11 protein-coding genes are annotated in these 14,904 nt (G+C 61.6%); 2 read left to right on the top strand and 9 right to left on the bottom strand.

Translation table 11 applies throughout. The features are described from left to right. Positions 1-77 precede the first annotated feature (77 nt). Genes E0502_RS01185 through infA form a run of 5 tightly spaced genes read right to left on the bottom strand, consistent with a single transcriptional unit; the run spans position 78 to position 5,564 of the window. Positions 78-3,593, bottom strand: a complete 3,516-nt coding sequence (locus E0502_RS01185; protein ID WP_137676161.1) for a CHAT domain-containing protein — start codon at positions 3,591-3,593, stop codon at positions 78-80. Between the two features lie 2 nt (positions 3,594-3,595). Next, on the bottom strand, positions 3,596-3,772 hold the full coding sequence (locus E0502_RS01180) for a DNA gyrase inhibitor YacG (RefSeq protein WP_137676160.1): 177 nt from the start codon (positions 3,770-3,772) through the stop codon (positions 3,596-3,598). After that, positions 3,769-4,722, bottom strand: coding sequence for a ribonuclease E/G (locus tag E0502_RS01175; RefSeq protein WP_137676159.1), 954 nt, complete (start codon positions 4,720-4,722; stop codon positions 3,769-3,771). Before E0502_RS01175 ends, E0502_RS01180 begins: the two co-directional genes overlap by 4 nt. Then, positions 4,715-5,290, bottom strand: a complete 576-nt coding sequence (locus tag E0502_RS01170; protein ID WP_137676158.1) for a Maf family protein — start codon at positions 5,288-5,290, stop codon at positions 4,715-4,717. The genes E0502_RS01175 and E0502_RS01170 overlap by 8 nt, the downstream gene beginning before the upstream one ends. Before the next feature lie 16 nt (positions 5,291-5,306). Next, positions 5,307-5,564 carry a translation initiation factor IF-1 gene (infA, locus tag E0502_RS01165; RefSeq protein ID WP_011413465.1) on the bottom strand — a complete coding sequence of 86 codons (258 nt, stop codon included), beginning with the start codon at positions 5,562-5,564 and terminating at the stop codon, positions 5,307-5,309. Between the two features lie 259 nt (positions 5,565-5,823). On the opposite strand from infA, the gene E0502_RS01160 reads away from it, so the two are divergent. Further along, a complete protein-coding gene (locus E0502_RS01160) occupies positions 5,824-8,730 on the top strand; it encodes a TonB-dependent receptor (RefSeq protein ID WP_137676157.1) in 2,907 nt (968 codons plus the stop codon). A gap of 1 nt (position 8,731) precedes the next feature. Here E0502_RS01160 and E0502_RS01155 read toward each other — a convergent pair whose 3' ends face one another. The 3 genes from E0502_RS01155 to E0502_RS01145 all read right to left on the bottom strand — a co-directional run bounded on the left by E0502_RS01155 (position 8,732) and on the right by E0502_RS01145 (position 12,310). After that, positions 8,732-9,541 carry an alpha/beta hydrolase family protein gene (locus E0502_RS01155; RefSeq protein ID WP_204517905.1) on the bottom strand — a complete coding sequence of 270 codons (810 nt, stop codon included), beginning with the start codon at positions 9,539-9,541 and terminating at the stop codon, positions 8,732-8,734. After that, entirely contained in the window at positions 9,538-11,232 is a 1,695-nt protein-coding gene (locus tag E0502_RS01150) for a WS/DGAT/MGAT family O-acyltransferase (protein WP_240048804.1), read from the bottom strand. Before E0502_RS01150 ends, E0502_RS01155 begins: the two co-directional genes overlap by 4 nt. A 103-nt stretch (positions 11,233-11,335) precedes the next feature. Next, entirely contained in the window at positions 11,336-12,310 is a 975-nt protein-coding gene (locus E0502_RS01145; protein ID WP_137676156.1) for a division plane positioning ATPase MipZ, read from the bottom strand. A gap of 178 nt (positions 12,311-12,488) precedes the next feature. Here E0502_RS01145 and uvrC point away from each other — a divergent pair, with 178 nt between their 5' ends. Then, positions 12,489-14,474 carry an excinuclease ABC subunit UvrC gene (gene uvrC / locus E0502_RS01140; protein WP_137677462.1) on the top strand — a complete coding sequence of 662 codons (1,986 nt, stop codon included), beginning with the start codon at positions 12,489-12,491 and terminating at the stop codon, positions 14,472-14,474. Positions 14,475-14,566: 92 nt separating this feature from the next. Here the strand turns inward: uvrC and E0502_RS01135 are convergent, their stop codons facing one another. Beyond that, positions 14,567-14,848 (bottom strand): hypothetical protein, encoded by a 282-nt coding sequence (locus tag E0502_RS01135; protein ID WP_137676155.1) that lies wholly within the window; start codon positions 14,846-14,848, stop codon positions 14,567-14,569. Positions 14,849-14,904 lie beyond the last annotated feature (56 nt).

Here is a 14,904-nt window from a genome sequence, read left to right as displayed (position 1 = left end):
GGTTGGAAGCGCGCCTATGGCGAAGGCGCGCGCGCTTGGCAAGGGGGTATCTGGGCAAGTTTGCCAGCATCCACCGCTTAGCGTGCGCCAGCGTCTCCGATCAGTTCGAACGGCGCCCACGCGCTGGGATGCGCAAAGGTTGTGTCGTAGCCTCCGACCATCTTGCCATCGGCAGAACTGTCTTCGCGAATCTCGCGCATGGCTGCGGCGAACGCTTCGGCACGGCTCATTTGCGGATTGTCGCGCGCCAGTTCGATCGTGCGGACCGTCAGCCGAGCGGCTACATCGTCGCGCACCGGCCAGTGCGAGGCGAGGAGGTTGCTGGCCCCGGCGTAGAAGAACGCGCGCGCGAGGCCGGACAGGCCCGCTCCACTATCTCCGTCACCCGCCGCCGTATTGCAGGCGGAGAGGATCACCCAGTCGGCGTTGATCCGCATCGCGGCGACTTCGGAGGCAGTAAGATAGCCGTCGTCTTGCGGGGTGCCGCTCGCAGGCGGGGTAAATACCAGCCCGGGTTCTGCCGCGCCGACTTCGCCTGCCGTCAAGCCGTGAGTCGCCAGCGCGATCACCCCGACATTATCAAGGTCCGCTTGTTTGAAAGCGGTCTCTGTCGCCTGCTCCCCAAGCTTGATTGCGCTTCTGGCGGTCCCGAATGCCCGAGCCATCTGAGTCAGTTCCTGCTCTGTGCCCGGGAGCCTTGCGAGGCTGCGCAGCGTCTCGACATTGGCCACCGGACCGGCATCGGAGCTGGTCAGCAGCGTTGCCAGTGAGCTGGGCGGCGCGCCCCGTGTTCCGCGGCTGCGAGTCTGGGCCTTGCCGGCAAGAACCGGATCGCCGAAGCCGCGAAACTCGTCTGCATTGGCTGCGCCCTTGCTGCCGTAGCGGCGCTGGAAAGCCAGTGCCTGGAGAGAGGGGATGCGCACAATGTTCGCTTCACCTGCCAGCCAATTCGTATCGCGAAGGGCCTGCGGATCGTCGTCGCGGCCTGTTGGCGTGTCGGTCACCAGTATACCCAGCGGAAGCGAACCGAGCGATCCGCCCCCGGCATAGAACAGGTGCCGCTTGCCATCGAACGCATCGCTCAGCGGCGCGATGAGCTCCGAATAGAGGCGATGTGCCGTATCCCGGTCGAACCCTTTCGCGCCGCCATCGACGCCGTCGGTCCACTCGGCCAGCTCTTCGTTCGTCGGCTGGATCTGCCCGCCGCTGAACCACAGGAGGCGGCGGACCATCTGGTTGATCTCGCCGAAGGTCAGGTCGCTGCGATGCCACCGCAGCCCTTCGCTCGTCAGCACCATGGCATGCGTGCCATAATCGCTGGGCAAGAGCAGGAGCACGGCTTCGTCCGGCTGCACTATCGCCTGGGCATCATCGAGCGAGAGCGGGGCAGGGCGGATCAGCTTGAAATAGTCCGGTGCTGCCAACTGGAGCGTCCGGTTGATTGCGGCATATTCGTTCGACAGTTCGGCGATGGCTTCGAACTCTCGCTGCCGGGCGATTTTTTCGCGGGCGTCGGCGGGGAAACTCATCTCTCCCCAGCTGTCGGCATCGACGCCGCGGTGCGGTGCAAGCAAGTCGAGCAACTCGCGGCGGCGCTCGACCAGCGCCGATACTTGCGGGTCACCGCCGAATTCCGCCTTGTCCGCCATCGCATAGGCAAGCGAAAGGCTGGTCTTGTCTGCCAGCGCATCCTGGACCGCGTCGAACGCGACCTGCTGCGCTTCATCGCGCCGATCGGGTGAAGCCTCGCGCAGCGCCCAACTGGCGTCCGCCGCTTCCCGGAAGGTCTCGTTGAAGCCGATGATCCGCGCGAGGTTGGTTTCATCGAACACCGATCCCACCTGCGACTGCCGGAATTCACGGAACTCGTCGGCGCGGGATTTTGCCAGCTCGAACGCCTTTGCCGCGTTCGGCGTGTCGAGCAGGAAGCGATCGACCGTAAGCGATTCCACACCGCGAATGCGGTTCGAGTAGACGTTCGAATAGAGCAACCCGGCGCGCATGTCCGCTTCGGTCGAGGCACGGGTGCGCTGGAGCACCTGGTCCGCCTCGTCGAAACGGCGCAGGGCAATCAGGCTCATGGCATGTCGCAGGGCAAGGTCGTCCGACAGCGGGCTGTTCGCTTCTCGTGCGTTATCGACCAGCATCGCGAAGTAGCGCTCGGCCAGTTCCATCCGACCGGTCTGCAAGGCACCATCGGCAATGCCTTCGGCCAGCATCTGCATCGCGTCGGACCGGCTGAAATCGTTGCCTGCCGCAACATAGGCGTCGAAAATATCGGGGCCGATAACCGCATCACATTCTGCCACAATGGCTTTTGCCGCCGGAGTCAGGATCAGCGGGTTTTCGGGATTGGCTTCGACCTGGTCGTAACACTGCTCGCGTTCTTCCTCGAGTTGCTTGATCAAGGCGAGGGACGTGAGCGCAGAATTGTCTTCGGCGGCGTTGCCCGCGACTGCCAGGCGGAACGCATCCGCTTGCGAATTTTCACCCATTGCCTGCAGCATTTCAATGCCTTCGGCGGCGCCGGGCTCAGCCGACAGCGTGGTACAACTCGCGGTCTGTCCGCAAATGCGCAGCGCCGCTTCAAGGATGCCCTGCGCTTTCTCCACATCATTGGCAGCGAAGTGGTCTGCCGCAGACAGCAGGATCACGCGCAGGACACGTGGATCGTCGACCGGGACCATGGTCGCGAGCCGCTCGATCATCTTGTACGACCACTCGGCCGCGACGGGGAAATTACCAACCTTGAGGTTCTGGTAACGCCAGTTGACGAGCCAGTTGTAGCCCGAGATCTTGTTGTTGAATTCGAACGCATCGCTGGCGGCGCGCATGGGGGCAGCCTCCGCGCTGCGCCCTTGCGCTTCGAGCATTTCGGCCAGCATCTTGACCTGGTTCGCCCCGGTGTCCTGCAAGGCGTCGCCTTCGAGTGGTGGGCCGTCGACTTCCTCGTTTGCGATAATCGACAGGTAATGCCGCAAGGCATTCTCATAGGCAGCGAGCGTTTCCGGCGAGGTCGCGTCGAATGCTTTCTTGCGCAGCCGGTCTGCCTCTTCCTGCGACATGGTCATCAGGCGCCGCAGGCTAAAGCCCGATGTGTCGGGTTCTGGCGCCAACGAGCCGATGTAGCTGCGCACGGCGTCCTGGTAGGTATAGCTTGACGGTCCGTAATCGGTGAACCGGCGGACCCGCGAATAAGTGATGAAAACCTTTTCCAGCCAGGCGGCCTGTTCGCGCGCGGTGTCTTTCGCTTCACGCGCAGCTTCGATCTCGAGGTCGTACCAGTCCAGCCAGTTCTGGAGAGGCTCGTTGCCATAGAGCACGCCTTCCGCCGCCGGCGGTGCTTCGTTGCGGTAGCGCTCGATGTCGCCAGGATCGCGCGCGGTCCATGGCGTCGGAGTAACGACGCGGAATTGTGCCATGTCGACCGGCTTCGGTTCGAACTTGAGGCCGGAGTCCCCGGCTTCATCCCAGGTTTCGTCGAGCCAATTGTTGAACCGTTCGATGGCATTCGGTTCAGGCTGCGCAGCGGCTGCAACTGGGGACAGCATCATCGCCGCTCCCGTCAGAAAAGCTGCGGCGCGATGCTTCATGGTCAGTCCCCCCGGTCCTCCACCGCCAGTTCGTCAGGCGAAACTGGCGGCCCCGGGACTGAATAGCCATCATTGAACCATTGCGCCAGATCACGGTCCTTGCACCGCTGCGAACAGAAGGGCGAATGCGCTTCGACGCGGGGTTTCCTGCAGATGGGGCAACGCTTGGTCGTAGTCATAGCGGCACGGCCTGCGCAAATCCGGCTTCGATAGCAAGAGCGGGATCGGTTTCTATCCGCACTTCGCGTCCGCTGCGGCGCGCAAGTTCATCGAGCCATGCGGGCTTGAGCTTGGCCTTCAGGGCGGGGTGAACTGTCAGCAGGATCGCACCAGGTTCCTGCACCGCCTCCCCGCTCCGAAGGACCATGCGAGCGGCCGCGGCGATGCGCGATGTGGCCATCCGGTGGAGCAGTGAAGGGCCTTCGAGCCGCGCGACGATATGGACCAGGCCGAAGCCGTTCATTGCGGTGCGCTCATGCGTCCAGTCGGCCAGAGCATGGTCCAGTGCCCGGTCGACTGCCTGACGGTCGGCTTTTGCCTGAAGACTCGGGAAATCGATTGCGATCGAACCGCCCAGATCGAATTGCGGCAGAGCCCGGGCCAATGCGGGCACCGCCGCCAATGCCAGATCGCGGGGCAACAGCTCGCCATCGACATCGACCACTGTCATCGCCGGAGTAACGCTGAACACCAGCGATCCGCCTGCGAAATCGATTTGCCCGCTGCTCGCTTGCTGCCAGACATCTTCCCACAGACCGGCCGGAAAGCGGCGAACTTCCCTGCCGAATTCGAACGGGCTGGCGGCAGCGCTCTCACTCGCCAATGCAGTGCGACCCTGAGCGCGCTTCAATCGGCCGCGTTCGGTTACAGCCGCACGGGATATGCGGATCGAGATCGTCTGTCCCTCGGTGACCTCGGCAGGAAGGCGGTCGACGAGAATTTCTTGCCCTCGCTCATCGCAAGCCGTGCCGCGGTTTGCGCCCTCGGATTTGGCGACCAGCTTTGCTTTCACGATCTCGCCCGCGCGCAACTCGCCCGGCCAGTGAAGCTTCGCAGCTAGGGCTTCATCGCCGTCAATGAGCAGCGCGCGGTCTTCGCCGATTCCGCGTTCAATCAACCACTCAGTCAAGCGGGAAGCCTGCCGATTTGAGCAGAACGCGTGTCTCGTAAAGCGGCAGGCCCACAACGCCTGAATGGCTACCTTGAATCCAGCTGATCAAGCCTTCCGCCGCGCCTTGAATTGCGTAGCCACCGGCTTTGCCGTGCCATTCACCGCCAGCGAGATAAGCGGCGAGTTCCTCGTTGGAGAGGCGCTTGAACTTGACGGCGGTTTCGCTCAGCCGGTCCCGCAATGTACCATCGGGCGCGCGCAGGGCCACTGCCGACAAGACCCGGTGGCGCCGGCCTGACAGCAATTGGAGGCATTGGCGTGCTGTCGCTTCGTCTTCCGCTTTGGGCAGAATGCGGCGACCAACAGCAACGACCGTGTCACCGGCCAGCACATGGCCTTCGGCTGAAGCGGCAGCTTCGGCCTTCTCGCGCGCCATGCGGATCGCGTAATCGCGCGGCAATTCCGCTTTGCGAGGTGTCTCGTCGATATCTGCAGGCGCAATTGCAGACGGCTCCAGCCCGAGCCGGGCAAGTAATTCCCGCCTGCGCGGGCTGGCCGAAGCGAGAATGAGGGAAGGTGCGCTCATTGGCGCTCCTTACAGTTTACTGAGGGCCGGGACCCTGACCGGGGCCACCGCGGCCGGGCATGAAGCGATAGGTGATACGGGCCTTGGTCAGATCATAAGGCGTGAGTTCACACAGCACTTCATCTCCAACCAGAACGCGGATGCGGTTCTTGCGCATCTTGCCCGCAGTGTGCCCGAGCACTTCATGGCCGTTTTCGAGCTCCACCCGGAACATCGCGTTCGGCAGCAGTTCCACTACCTTGCCGCGCATTTCGAGGAGTTCTTCTTTTGCCATCTGTGTCAGGTTTCCTTGTAGTTCGTCTAATAATGTTGCGCGCCCATAGCTGTGGCAGGGATAAAAGGGAAGAGTTGTGCGTAAGGCGATTGTTGCGCTTTCAGATGAGGACTTTGCGACCATCCATTACCTGTAACATGTTGCTGCGGCGGGAAACCGTTGGCAAAGACATCGCCAGGCTCGTATTCTCCCGGGAATTTCCAAGGAAGTTAAAGACTTGAAGCCGATCCGCTCCGCCGTCTCATGTCTTGCAATTGCAATGACCTTGTCTGTTCCTGCCTTCGGGCAGGAGGGCCAGTCCGTTGGCGCTGACGTTTATGATGACGATATCATTGTGACTGCAGAACGCATTCGCGGTCAGGTCGATACCGATCTACCCCCAATTCTGGAGCTAGACGAAGGCGAAATCAAAGGGTTCGGTGCGGGTTCCATTGCCGATCTGGTCGAGCAATTGTCCCCGCAAATCTCATCCGGAAACGGACGTAGCAGCGGTCGGCCCATTTTCCTGATCAATGGCCAGCGTGTTTCGAGCTTTCGCGAGTTCGGTCGCTATCCGCCCGAGGCCATTCGCAAAGTCGAGGTGCTGCCTGAAGAGGTTGCTCTGCAATATGGTTTTGCGGCGACCCAGCGGGTTGTGAACTTCATTCTCAAGGATGATTTCGTCAGTCGAGAGGTTGAAGTCGAGTATGGCGGGCCGACAGCGGGCGGGCGCGCGAGCGGTGAGCTGGAATCTTCGTTGCTGACCATTGACGGGAGCAAGCGCTTCAACATTGGTGCGGAGTACAACATTTCCAGCCTCCTGACTGAAGACGAGCGCGAAATAACTCAGACTCAGGGCAGTGTTCCGACAGTTGCGACCGATCCTGATCCGGCCGCCTTCCGTAGTCTGGCGTCGGACAGTGAGAGCATCGAGCTGGAGACAACCTACAACACCGTTCTCGGGCCCAATCCGGGTGACGGTACGGTCTCACTCAATGGCAATATCCAGCGGCAGAACAGCAGATCGCTGTCCGGTCTCGAGTCGGTGCTGCTGACCTTTGGCGGAGCAAGCGAACTTCGTACGCTGGATGACGACCCGCTGGAACGCAGAACCGAATCGACTTCGCTGTCGTTCGGCAGTTCCATTGGCAGGCCGGTCGGTGACTGGGATGCAACGCTTACTCTCGATCTCAACCGGACATGGTCCGATACGCTGATCGATCGCCGACGCGATACGCAGGCGCTGCAGGATGCGGCTGCTGCCGGCACGCTGGCGATCGACGGACCCTTGCCCGCTCTTGCTGCTGCAGGGAAGGACGAAGCGATCAGCCGGACATGGACGGCCGACTCGCTGCTGACTGTGCAGGGCAACCCCTTCGTGTTGCCGGCAGGCGACGCCTCGTTGACCGTGAAGACCGGTTACAAATGGAACCGCATCGATAGCGAGGATACGCGCACAGCCGCCGGGCCAGTGCAATTCAGCAGGAGCCGGGTCGAAGGCGGGTTCAACATGGGCCTTCCCCTGACCAGCGCAGACGAGGGTTTCCTCGGTGCGATTGGGAACATCACGCTCAACCTGAACGCAGGGGTCGATGATCTTTCAGACTTCGGCACGCTGTATAACTGGAGCTCCGGCATCAACTGGCGGATCGGTGAGCGGCTCAGCCTCACCGCCAGCTACACCGAACGCGATCAAGCGCCTTCTCTGACACAACTGGGCGCTCCGGAGATCACGACATTCAACGTACCGGTGTTCGACCTGACCAATAACGAAACTGTGCTGGCGACAGTCACCACCGGCGGAAATCCGTTGCTCAATGCCGAGAAGCAAAGCGACATCAAGCTCGGCGCCTACTACAATCTCGACCTGTTCGATCGAACCAACGTCCAGTTCGAATATTTTCGCAACCGGTCGGATGACGTGACTGAGAGCTTCCCTGTTCTCACCCCAGCGGTGGAGTCCGCTTTTGCCGACCGGGTCGAGCGGGATAACAACAACCGGCTGATTTCGATCGATCGCCGCCCCATCACCTTTGCCGAGCGCAATAGCACACGCATCCGATACGGCTTCAACATGTCGGGGCGCGTCGGAAAACCCCCGCAACCGGGCGGACCGGGTCGCGGCGGCCCCGGAGGCTCAGGCGGTCCGCCATCGGGCCAAGCAGCGGAAAACAGAGAAACAGAAGCCAATGGGCAAGGCCGCGGGCAGGGCGGTGGCCCTGGCCAATTCGATCCGGCGCAGTTTGCTGAACTTCGTGCGAAATTCTGCGCTTTGGAAGATCCGACCAGCTTCGACTTTTCCGTTTTGCCAGAGCGCATGCGGGCGCGGCTGCTCAATGAAGAGGGGCAAGTCGATCCCGAACGGGTCAAGCAATTGCAGCAGCGCTTGTGCTCGGGCGAAGGCGGCCCTCCCGGTGGCGCATTCGATCCGGAACGCATGGCGCAAATTCGCGAAGCGGTCTGCAAGGTGCCCGAAGACGGCAGCCTGCCTGATCTGTCGGCACTCCCGGAGCAAATGCTGGATCGGCTGCGCGGACCAGACGGCGAAATCGACCCTGAAAAGCTGGCGCAGCTTCGAGCGCGCCTGTGTAGCGCCGACGGTCAGCGAGCCAGCGGTGAGGCAACCGGACGCAGTGGTGGGGCAAGACGTGGCGGCGGCCGCGGTGGATTTGGGCCAGGCGGACGCGGCGATGGGCAGGGCCGCTGGTTTTTATCGGTCAATCATACGATAGAACTTGAAAGCCAGGCACTGGTTGCGCCCGGCGTGCCGATTTTCGACCTGCTTGATGGAGACGCGCTTGGGAGCGGTGGTCTGCCGCGCCACACGGTGCGGCTGGAAGGCGGCCTGTTCCACAAAGGCTTCGGTTTGCGACTGTCGGGCAATTACACGGGCGAATCGCGGATTGCCGGATCCGGTCTGCCCGGTTCGAGCGATCTCTTCTTTGATGATTACGTAACTTTCGACCTGCGGCTGTTCGTCGACCTCGAGCAGCAGAAATGGCTCACCGGCAAGGACGATGAACCCGGTTTCTGGAAGGGCGCGCGGTTCTCGATCCGTGCGAACAACATCCTCGACGCGCAGCAGCGAGTTACCGACAGCACGGGAACGGTTCCGCTCAGTTACCAGCCGAGCCTGATCGACCCGCTAGGCAGGACAGTCGAAGTCGAATTCCGGAAGATCTTTTAGCTTAGTTCAGAAGTCGCGTGCGCGGGAAGGCGAGGGCCGCCAGCCCGCGTGCGCGGAACGGTTCCCACGCACCTTCAGCCTGCGCCAGCCGATTGGCGATCGCATACAACACAGCCGGGTTTACGCCCATGCCGCAATGGCTGGCGAGCACTTCGATATTCTCGGTCTGACCGTGGTTCGCATCATCCGGGAACTGGACCGATCCGCGCCAATGGACGACACCGTCTGTCTTGGTCAGGATCGATGTTGTCGGCACCGGCGGCGCTTCGTGCAATTTGGCAAAATTGCCTTCCTTCATCGGCTCGGGTTCTTGCCCGTTGAGATATTCGAACAGGCGGCGCGCATTGGTGTGATTGCGATCATCGCTGATCGGGCTGCCGAGCGAGATCACCTGCCGGACCTTTTCCGGAGCAAGTTTGGCGAGTTCCCGCGCGAACACGCCGCCAAGGCTCCAGCCGATGATCGAGATTTTCTGCCCGGTGTTCTCGAACAGCTCGTCGACGCAGAGCATCATGGCTTCGATGCGGGCGTTGTCCACCCGCACATTCCGCCCAAGGCACCATCCGGCGGATACATAGCCGAGACTGTCGAGCAGCTTGCGCATCGGCTTGGTCGACGTATCAGTCGCCATGAAGCCGGGCAGCACGAGCACTCCGTGCCCATCGCCCTTGGGCAGCGCGCTCATCAGCGGTCGCAGTGCATAAAAGCTTGCCAGCTCGGCCATGGCGCGGCCCGGTTCGGCAAGCGTCAGAATGGCGCTCGGCGGACGGGCGGTCGATTCGGCATAAGCCGCAGCTGTGGTGGTGCTCACTTGGAATTGGTTCCTTTGTTGCTCCCGGCAGGCTTTTTCGGCGCTGCTTTTTTCTTGGTGCCGGTCTTTGGCGCCGGCTTCTTGGCGGCCCGCTTCTTGGGGGCAGGCTGTTTCTTTTTCTCTGTCGGTTTCGCGCTGGTCGCACCCGATTTGGCCGGTGCAGATTTTTTGGCGCGGTTCGATGCCGCTGATTTCTTCGCCGCCGCCGGCTTACCGGTCGATCCCGACTTGGCAGGTTCTGACGGTTTTTTCTTGGCGGTGCCGGCTGTGGTGGCCTTCGCCGCCTCACGGAACTCCTCGAAACTCTCCTGAATGCAATCGGCGTAGAATTCCGGATCGGGCAGCAATTCGCGGCATGCGGTGAAGCTGATGGTCGCTTCGCTGGTATAGCTTTGCACGACATGCGCGAGGCCCATGCCATCGGTGAGGCAGATCAGCCCCATCATGCTCTCAAGCTTAGCCCCCGCCGAATAGATCGGCACGGGCGGGCCGGGCACATTGGTCACGACGGTGGTAAAGGGCGGTCCGACGCCGCGGTCCGCGAGGCTGAGCCTCGTGTAAAGCTGGGCCCCCAAGGCCATGTAGAGCGCGGGGCTGACCTTGCTCACTTCCGTCATGTTGCGCGCGCCGATCGCGTCGGTCATTGCCTTGGAATTGGTCGTCCGGTCGTGGACATAGGCCAGACGTTCGGCCGGATCGGCTATGTGCGTGCCCAAGGGCGCGATCATCGCGGCAACCTGGTTGCCCATCGCATTTTTCTCGCCTGACGAGCGCACTGAAATTGGTGCCATCGCGGTCAGTGTCTTGTCCGGCAGGTCACCTTTGGATTCCAGATAGCGGCGCATGGCACCGCCGATGATCGCGAGGAACACATCATTGACCTTGGCATCGGGCGCAAGCGCGCGGATTGCCTTGATGTCCGCCAGCGGGACGCTGCGGCCTTCAACCACACGATGCGGAGAAATCTTGCGATTGAACCGCGTCTTGGGCGCGATCATCTCACGCGAGAGATCGAATTCTTTTGTCGCAAACCCCTTGATGGCCTTGGCCAGTCCCGGTGCAGCCTTGGCGGCGACTTCCAATTGCTTGAAAGGATTGGTGATTGCGTTTAAGTAGCTCTTGCCAAGCAATTCGACCGCGTTCGGCACTTTCTCCGGCTTCCAGGTGTCGGGTGTGTCGGGCGGAGGGTCTCCCGGATTCAGCGTGTGGGTGACCTCCATCAGGTCGATCCCGCTCATCCCGTCGATCGCGGCGTGGTGCACCTTGGTGATATAGGCGTAGCTGCCTTTGGGAATGCCTTCGACATTGTCGAGCCCTTCAACCACCGTGAATTCCCACGGCGGTCGTTCGAGGTCGAGCGGGCGAGCGAAAATTCGCGCCGCCTGGATACACAGCTGTCGCCAGTCGCCGGGCTCGGGCAGGGCAACATGGCGGACGTGGTACTCGAGATCGAAATCCGGATCCTCGACCCAATAGGGATAATCGAGATCGAGCGGCACCCGCACCAGACGCTGGCGCATGGTGGTCGACATCTTCAACCGGTCTTCCAGAAACCCGAGAATGTCTTTGAACCGTACGAAGCCCCCTGGCGCCGTTGCGGGATTATAAATCAGAATCGAGCCGATGTGCATCGGCGAGTTGCGCGTCTCCAGCGCAACAAAGCTGGCATCCATACCCTGCAACTGTCGCAAGGGCGATCTCCTCCGGCGGCCCGCTTCGCGCAGGTCTCAAGACGAAGAGGCGTAACAGCTTGCCGCCCCGCGTCAATGGCGGCGGCCCCGCTAGCGATCAGCATCAAGCGATCGCGGCGCGCTCGCCAACAAGGGGGTAGAGGTGGTTTTGCAACGAATTTGTATAATCTTCGCGTGTGCGCTGCGGCACCTTCGCGGCATAACGGCGGATGGGCTGACGCTGCGGCATCGTAGGTGCGGGAAGGGCCAGGCCATCGACAAATCGGGCCAGCGCGCCATCGTCACGCATGCGAAATCCCTGCATCTGCGGAATTGCGGCCAAATCCGAGGCGGTCAGTCCGAATTGCAGCAAGGCGCGATACGCAACGCGCTCTCGCAAGCCTTCTGCAATGCGCAATCCGAAAGACGATGCGATCTGGTCAAGTTGGGGCAAAGTGCGTGCCAGATGCGATTTCTCACTGGTGCGAATGCGGTTTTTGGCCACGATCCAGTCTGCCCGCTGCAGACCGCGAGCCGCCTGTTCAGTGCGCAGTTCAAGCACCGTGCGGGCGAACGGCCCCGCTTCCCGGATGCGGTGGCTCACCGGGTCGAAGCGAGCCAGCACGTCGAGATCGAAGAACGATGCGTTGACCGGAGTGACCAAGGTGTCGGCAATGGCGACTGCGCGGCGCACGACCGGAACATCGTGACCCGGTGCATCGATAATGATAACGTCGCATTGAGCGCCCAGCCGGAGAATTTCCTGCGACAGCATTGCTCCGCTCGATCTGTCGAGGACACTGCATTTCGGGGTCGGCAGATCGAGACCGAGACAAACAACCGCGCCGTGCCGGTTTTCGATCGTCCGGGCCAAGCTGCGCTGGCGCGCATCCAGATCGATTGCCAGCACGCGATAACCGCGATTTGATAACGCAATCGCGGTGTGGAACGCGAGTGTCGTCTTGCCGACGCCGCCCTTCTCATTGGCGAAAACGATCGTGTGGCGATTGGGCAGATTCCGTCCTGCCATATCGTCGATTACGCGGCCGGCGTGTTCGCCGTTCTCCCAGTTCGAATTCGCTGCGCCGCCTGGAGTCATCTCCCGGCTCTCCCGTTTTGTTTTTGTGCGACTCGAGTCGCGCCCCAACTCGTACCTTGCCTACTCGCAACTTATCCACAAGTTGTTTACAGGCTGCAGGCGAAGAATTTACACAAACGCTGCGCCGCGCGTTTTTGCCCTTCATCGCCCGGCACAACCGCCTATGCTGTGTGCCAAGATGGCCCGGACACCTGCAGAAAAGCCCAGCGACCCCCGGTCGAAACCCGATGGGGCAGAGCGCTTCAACGAGGATCGCGCCACCTATACTGTTGCCAGCGCGCAGCCCGATCTCGAGGCGGGCGTCAAGGCAATCCGCGAGACAGTGAAGACGCTCAAGCCGGTACCCGGGGTTTACCGCATGCTCGATGCGCGCGGAGACGTGCTGTATGTCGGCAAGGCGCGTGCGCTGAAAAACCGTGTGGCTAATTACGCCCAGGTGCAGGGGCTGACCAACCGGCTGCAGCGAATGGTCAGCCAATGCCGCGCGATGGAGATCGTCACCACCAACTCCGAGGCAGAAGCGCTCCTGCTCGAGGCTCAACTGGTCAAACGCTTCCGGCCGCCATTCAACGTGCTGCTGCGTGATGACAAGAGCTTCCCCTTCATCCTGCTGCGCACCGGACATGATTTCCCGCGCATCATGAAACATCGCGGTGCGCGCAAGGCCAAGGGCAATTACTACGGGCCTTTTGCGAGTGCAGGCAGCGTCAACACCACGATCAACGCGCTGCAAAAACTGTTTCTGTTGCGCAGCTGTACGGACAGCTTCTTCAGCCGCCGTGATCGCCCGTGCCTGCTCTACCAGATCAAGCGCTGTAGCGCGCCGTGCGTGGGACGGATAAGCGAAGCCGATTACAACGCTCTGGTCGACCAGACGAAGGACTTCCTGTCAGGCAAATCGGGGCAGGTGCAGCACGACCTCGAGCAGCAAATGCGCAAGGCTTCGGAGGATCTCGACTTCGAGACCGCCGCGATCCTGCGCGACCGGTTGCGCGCTGCGACTTTCATTCAGGGCAGCCAGGCGATCAATGCGCAAGGCGTGGGCGATGCCGATGTTTTCGCGCTCGCTTCCAAGGTCGGGCAGGTCGGCATCCAGGCGTTTTTCATTCGCGGCGGCCAGAACTGGGGCCACCGGGCAATCTTCCCGACGCACACCAGGGATGTCGAGGAGGCCAAGGTGCTGTCCGATGTCATCCTGCAATTCTATGAGGAAGTGCCGCCCCCGCCGATGGTGCTGGTCGATCGCGCGCTGCCGGAGAGCAAATTGATAGAGCAGGCGCTGAGCGAGCTAGCGGGCCGCAAGGTGGTGCTATCGGTCCCGCAGCGTGGTGACCGTCGCAAGCTCATGGAGCAGGCGAGCCGGAACGCGACAGAAGCGCTCGAACGGCGCATGGCGGAAAGCGGGACCAAAGCGAAAATCCAGCGCGAGCTGGCGGAGTTTCTCGAACTCGAAAGCGTACCGCGACGGATCGAAGTGTACGACAACAGCCACATTCAGGGCACCAAGGCGGTTGGCGCCATGGTGGTCGCAGGCGCGGAAGGTTTCCTTAAAAACCAGTATCGCAAGTTCAACATCCGCGAAGCGCAGACCAACGACGATTTCGGGATGATGCGCGAAGTCATGCGGCGGCGGTTTCGCAAGCTGGCGGAATCGGAGCGCGAGGACAGCGACACCAGCTCAGCAGCCGACAAGGGAACCCATCACGACAATTGGCCCGATCTGGTGCTGATCGACGGCGGCAAAGGCCAGATGTCGAGCGTGCGCGATACGCTGGAGGAACTCGGCATCGAGGATGTTCCGCTGATTGCCATCGCCAAGGGGCCGCATCACGGGCGCGAGGGGCGCGAGGTGTTTCATTTCCCCGACGGACGAGAGAAAACGCTGCCAACCAACTCGCCGCTCCTGTTCTACCTCCAGACCTTGCGCGACGAAGTGCACCGCTACGCCATCGGGGCGCACCGGGCGAAGCGCAGCCGTGCTATCACCGCCTCACCGCTCGACGAGATCCCCGGCATCGGTCCGGCCCGCAAACGGGCGTTGCTGCTGCATTTTGGCACAGCGGGCAAGGTAAGGGCCGCCTCGCTCGAAGACCTGCAACGCGCGCCAGGCGTGAGCGAGACCGTGGCGCGGACGGTGTATGATTTTTATCATGCGGGCGGGTAAAACCATTGTCTGAGAAGAGTTCATAAACTCAACAGGAACGGGCCAGAGGATCGCTCCTCCGGCCCGTCCGTTTGAGCCGTGGCTCGCTGCGCTTAAGAGCGGAGCGCCTTGATGCATTGCCCAACATTGGGGAAGCCAAGCACCTCCAGGAGGTCGAACGTCTTCAGGTAGTTGCAGAACTGCACTTCGCCTTCGGTATGATAGAAGCGAACGCATTCGCCGGGGGAGTAGGCACCCGTTGCTGCTGAGCCAGCTTTGCAAAATTCTGCAACGGCCTTGTTGTAGTCGCTTTGTCCCTGTGCTGCAGCAGGCGTGGACAGGCCAATGGTTGCTGCCATGCCAATGGCTGCAGCGGTAGCGATAATTTTCTTCATGAGTTTTCTCCCAACTTCAAGTGCAGGACAATCCTGCACTTCCATTGCGAGCCCGA

Source organism: Parerythrobacter lutipelagi (genome assembly GCF_005434975.1).
GTDB lineage: Bacteria > Pseudomonadota > Alphaproteobacteria > Sphingomonadales > Sphingomonadaceae > Parerythrobacter_A > Parerythrobacter_A lutipelagi.
Note: the sequence above shows the minus strand (reverse complement) of the source record. Positions and strands in the feature narration are given on the sequence as shown.

Coding starts and splice junctions, on each gene's coding strand:
- E0502_RS01185 (WP_137676161.1), bottom strand. CDS start 3,593: ATGAAGCATCGCGCCGCAGCTTTTCTGACGGGAGCGGCGATGATGCTG.
- infA (WP_011413465.1), bottom strand. CDS start 5,564: ATGGCAAAAGAAGAACTCCTCGAAATGCGCGGCAAGGTAGTGGAACTG.
- E0502_RS01180 (WP_137676160.1), bottom strand. CDS start 3,772: ATGACTACGACCAAGCGTTGCCCCATCTGCAGGAAACCCCGCGTCGAA.
- E0502_RS01170 (WP_137676158.1), bottom strand. CDS start 5,290: ATGAGCGCACCTTCCCTCATTCTCGCTTCGGCCAGCCCGCGCAGGCGG.
- uvrC (WP_137677462.1), top strand. CDS start 12,489: ATGGCCCGGACACCTGCAGAAAAGCCCAGCGACCCCCGGTCGAAACCC.
- E0502_RS01160 (WP_137676157.1), top strand. CDS start 5,824: ATGACCTTGTCTGTTCCTGCCTTCGGGCAGGAGGGCCAGTCCGTTGGC.
- E0502_RS01145 (WP_137676156.1), bottom strand. CDS start 12,310: ATGACTCCAGGCGGCGCAGCGAATTCGAACTGGGAGAACGGCGAACAC.
- E0502_RS01135 (WP_137676155.1), bottom strand. CDS start 14,848: ATGAAGAAAATTATCGCTACCGCTGCAGCCATTGGCATGGCAGCAACC.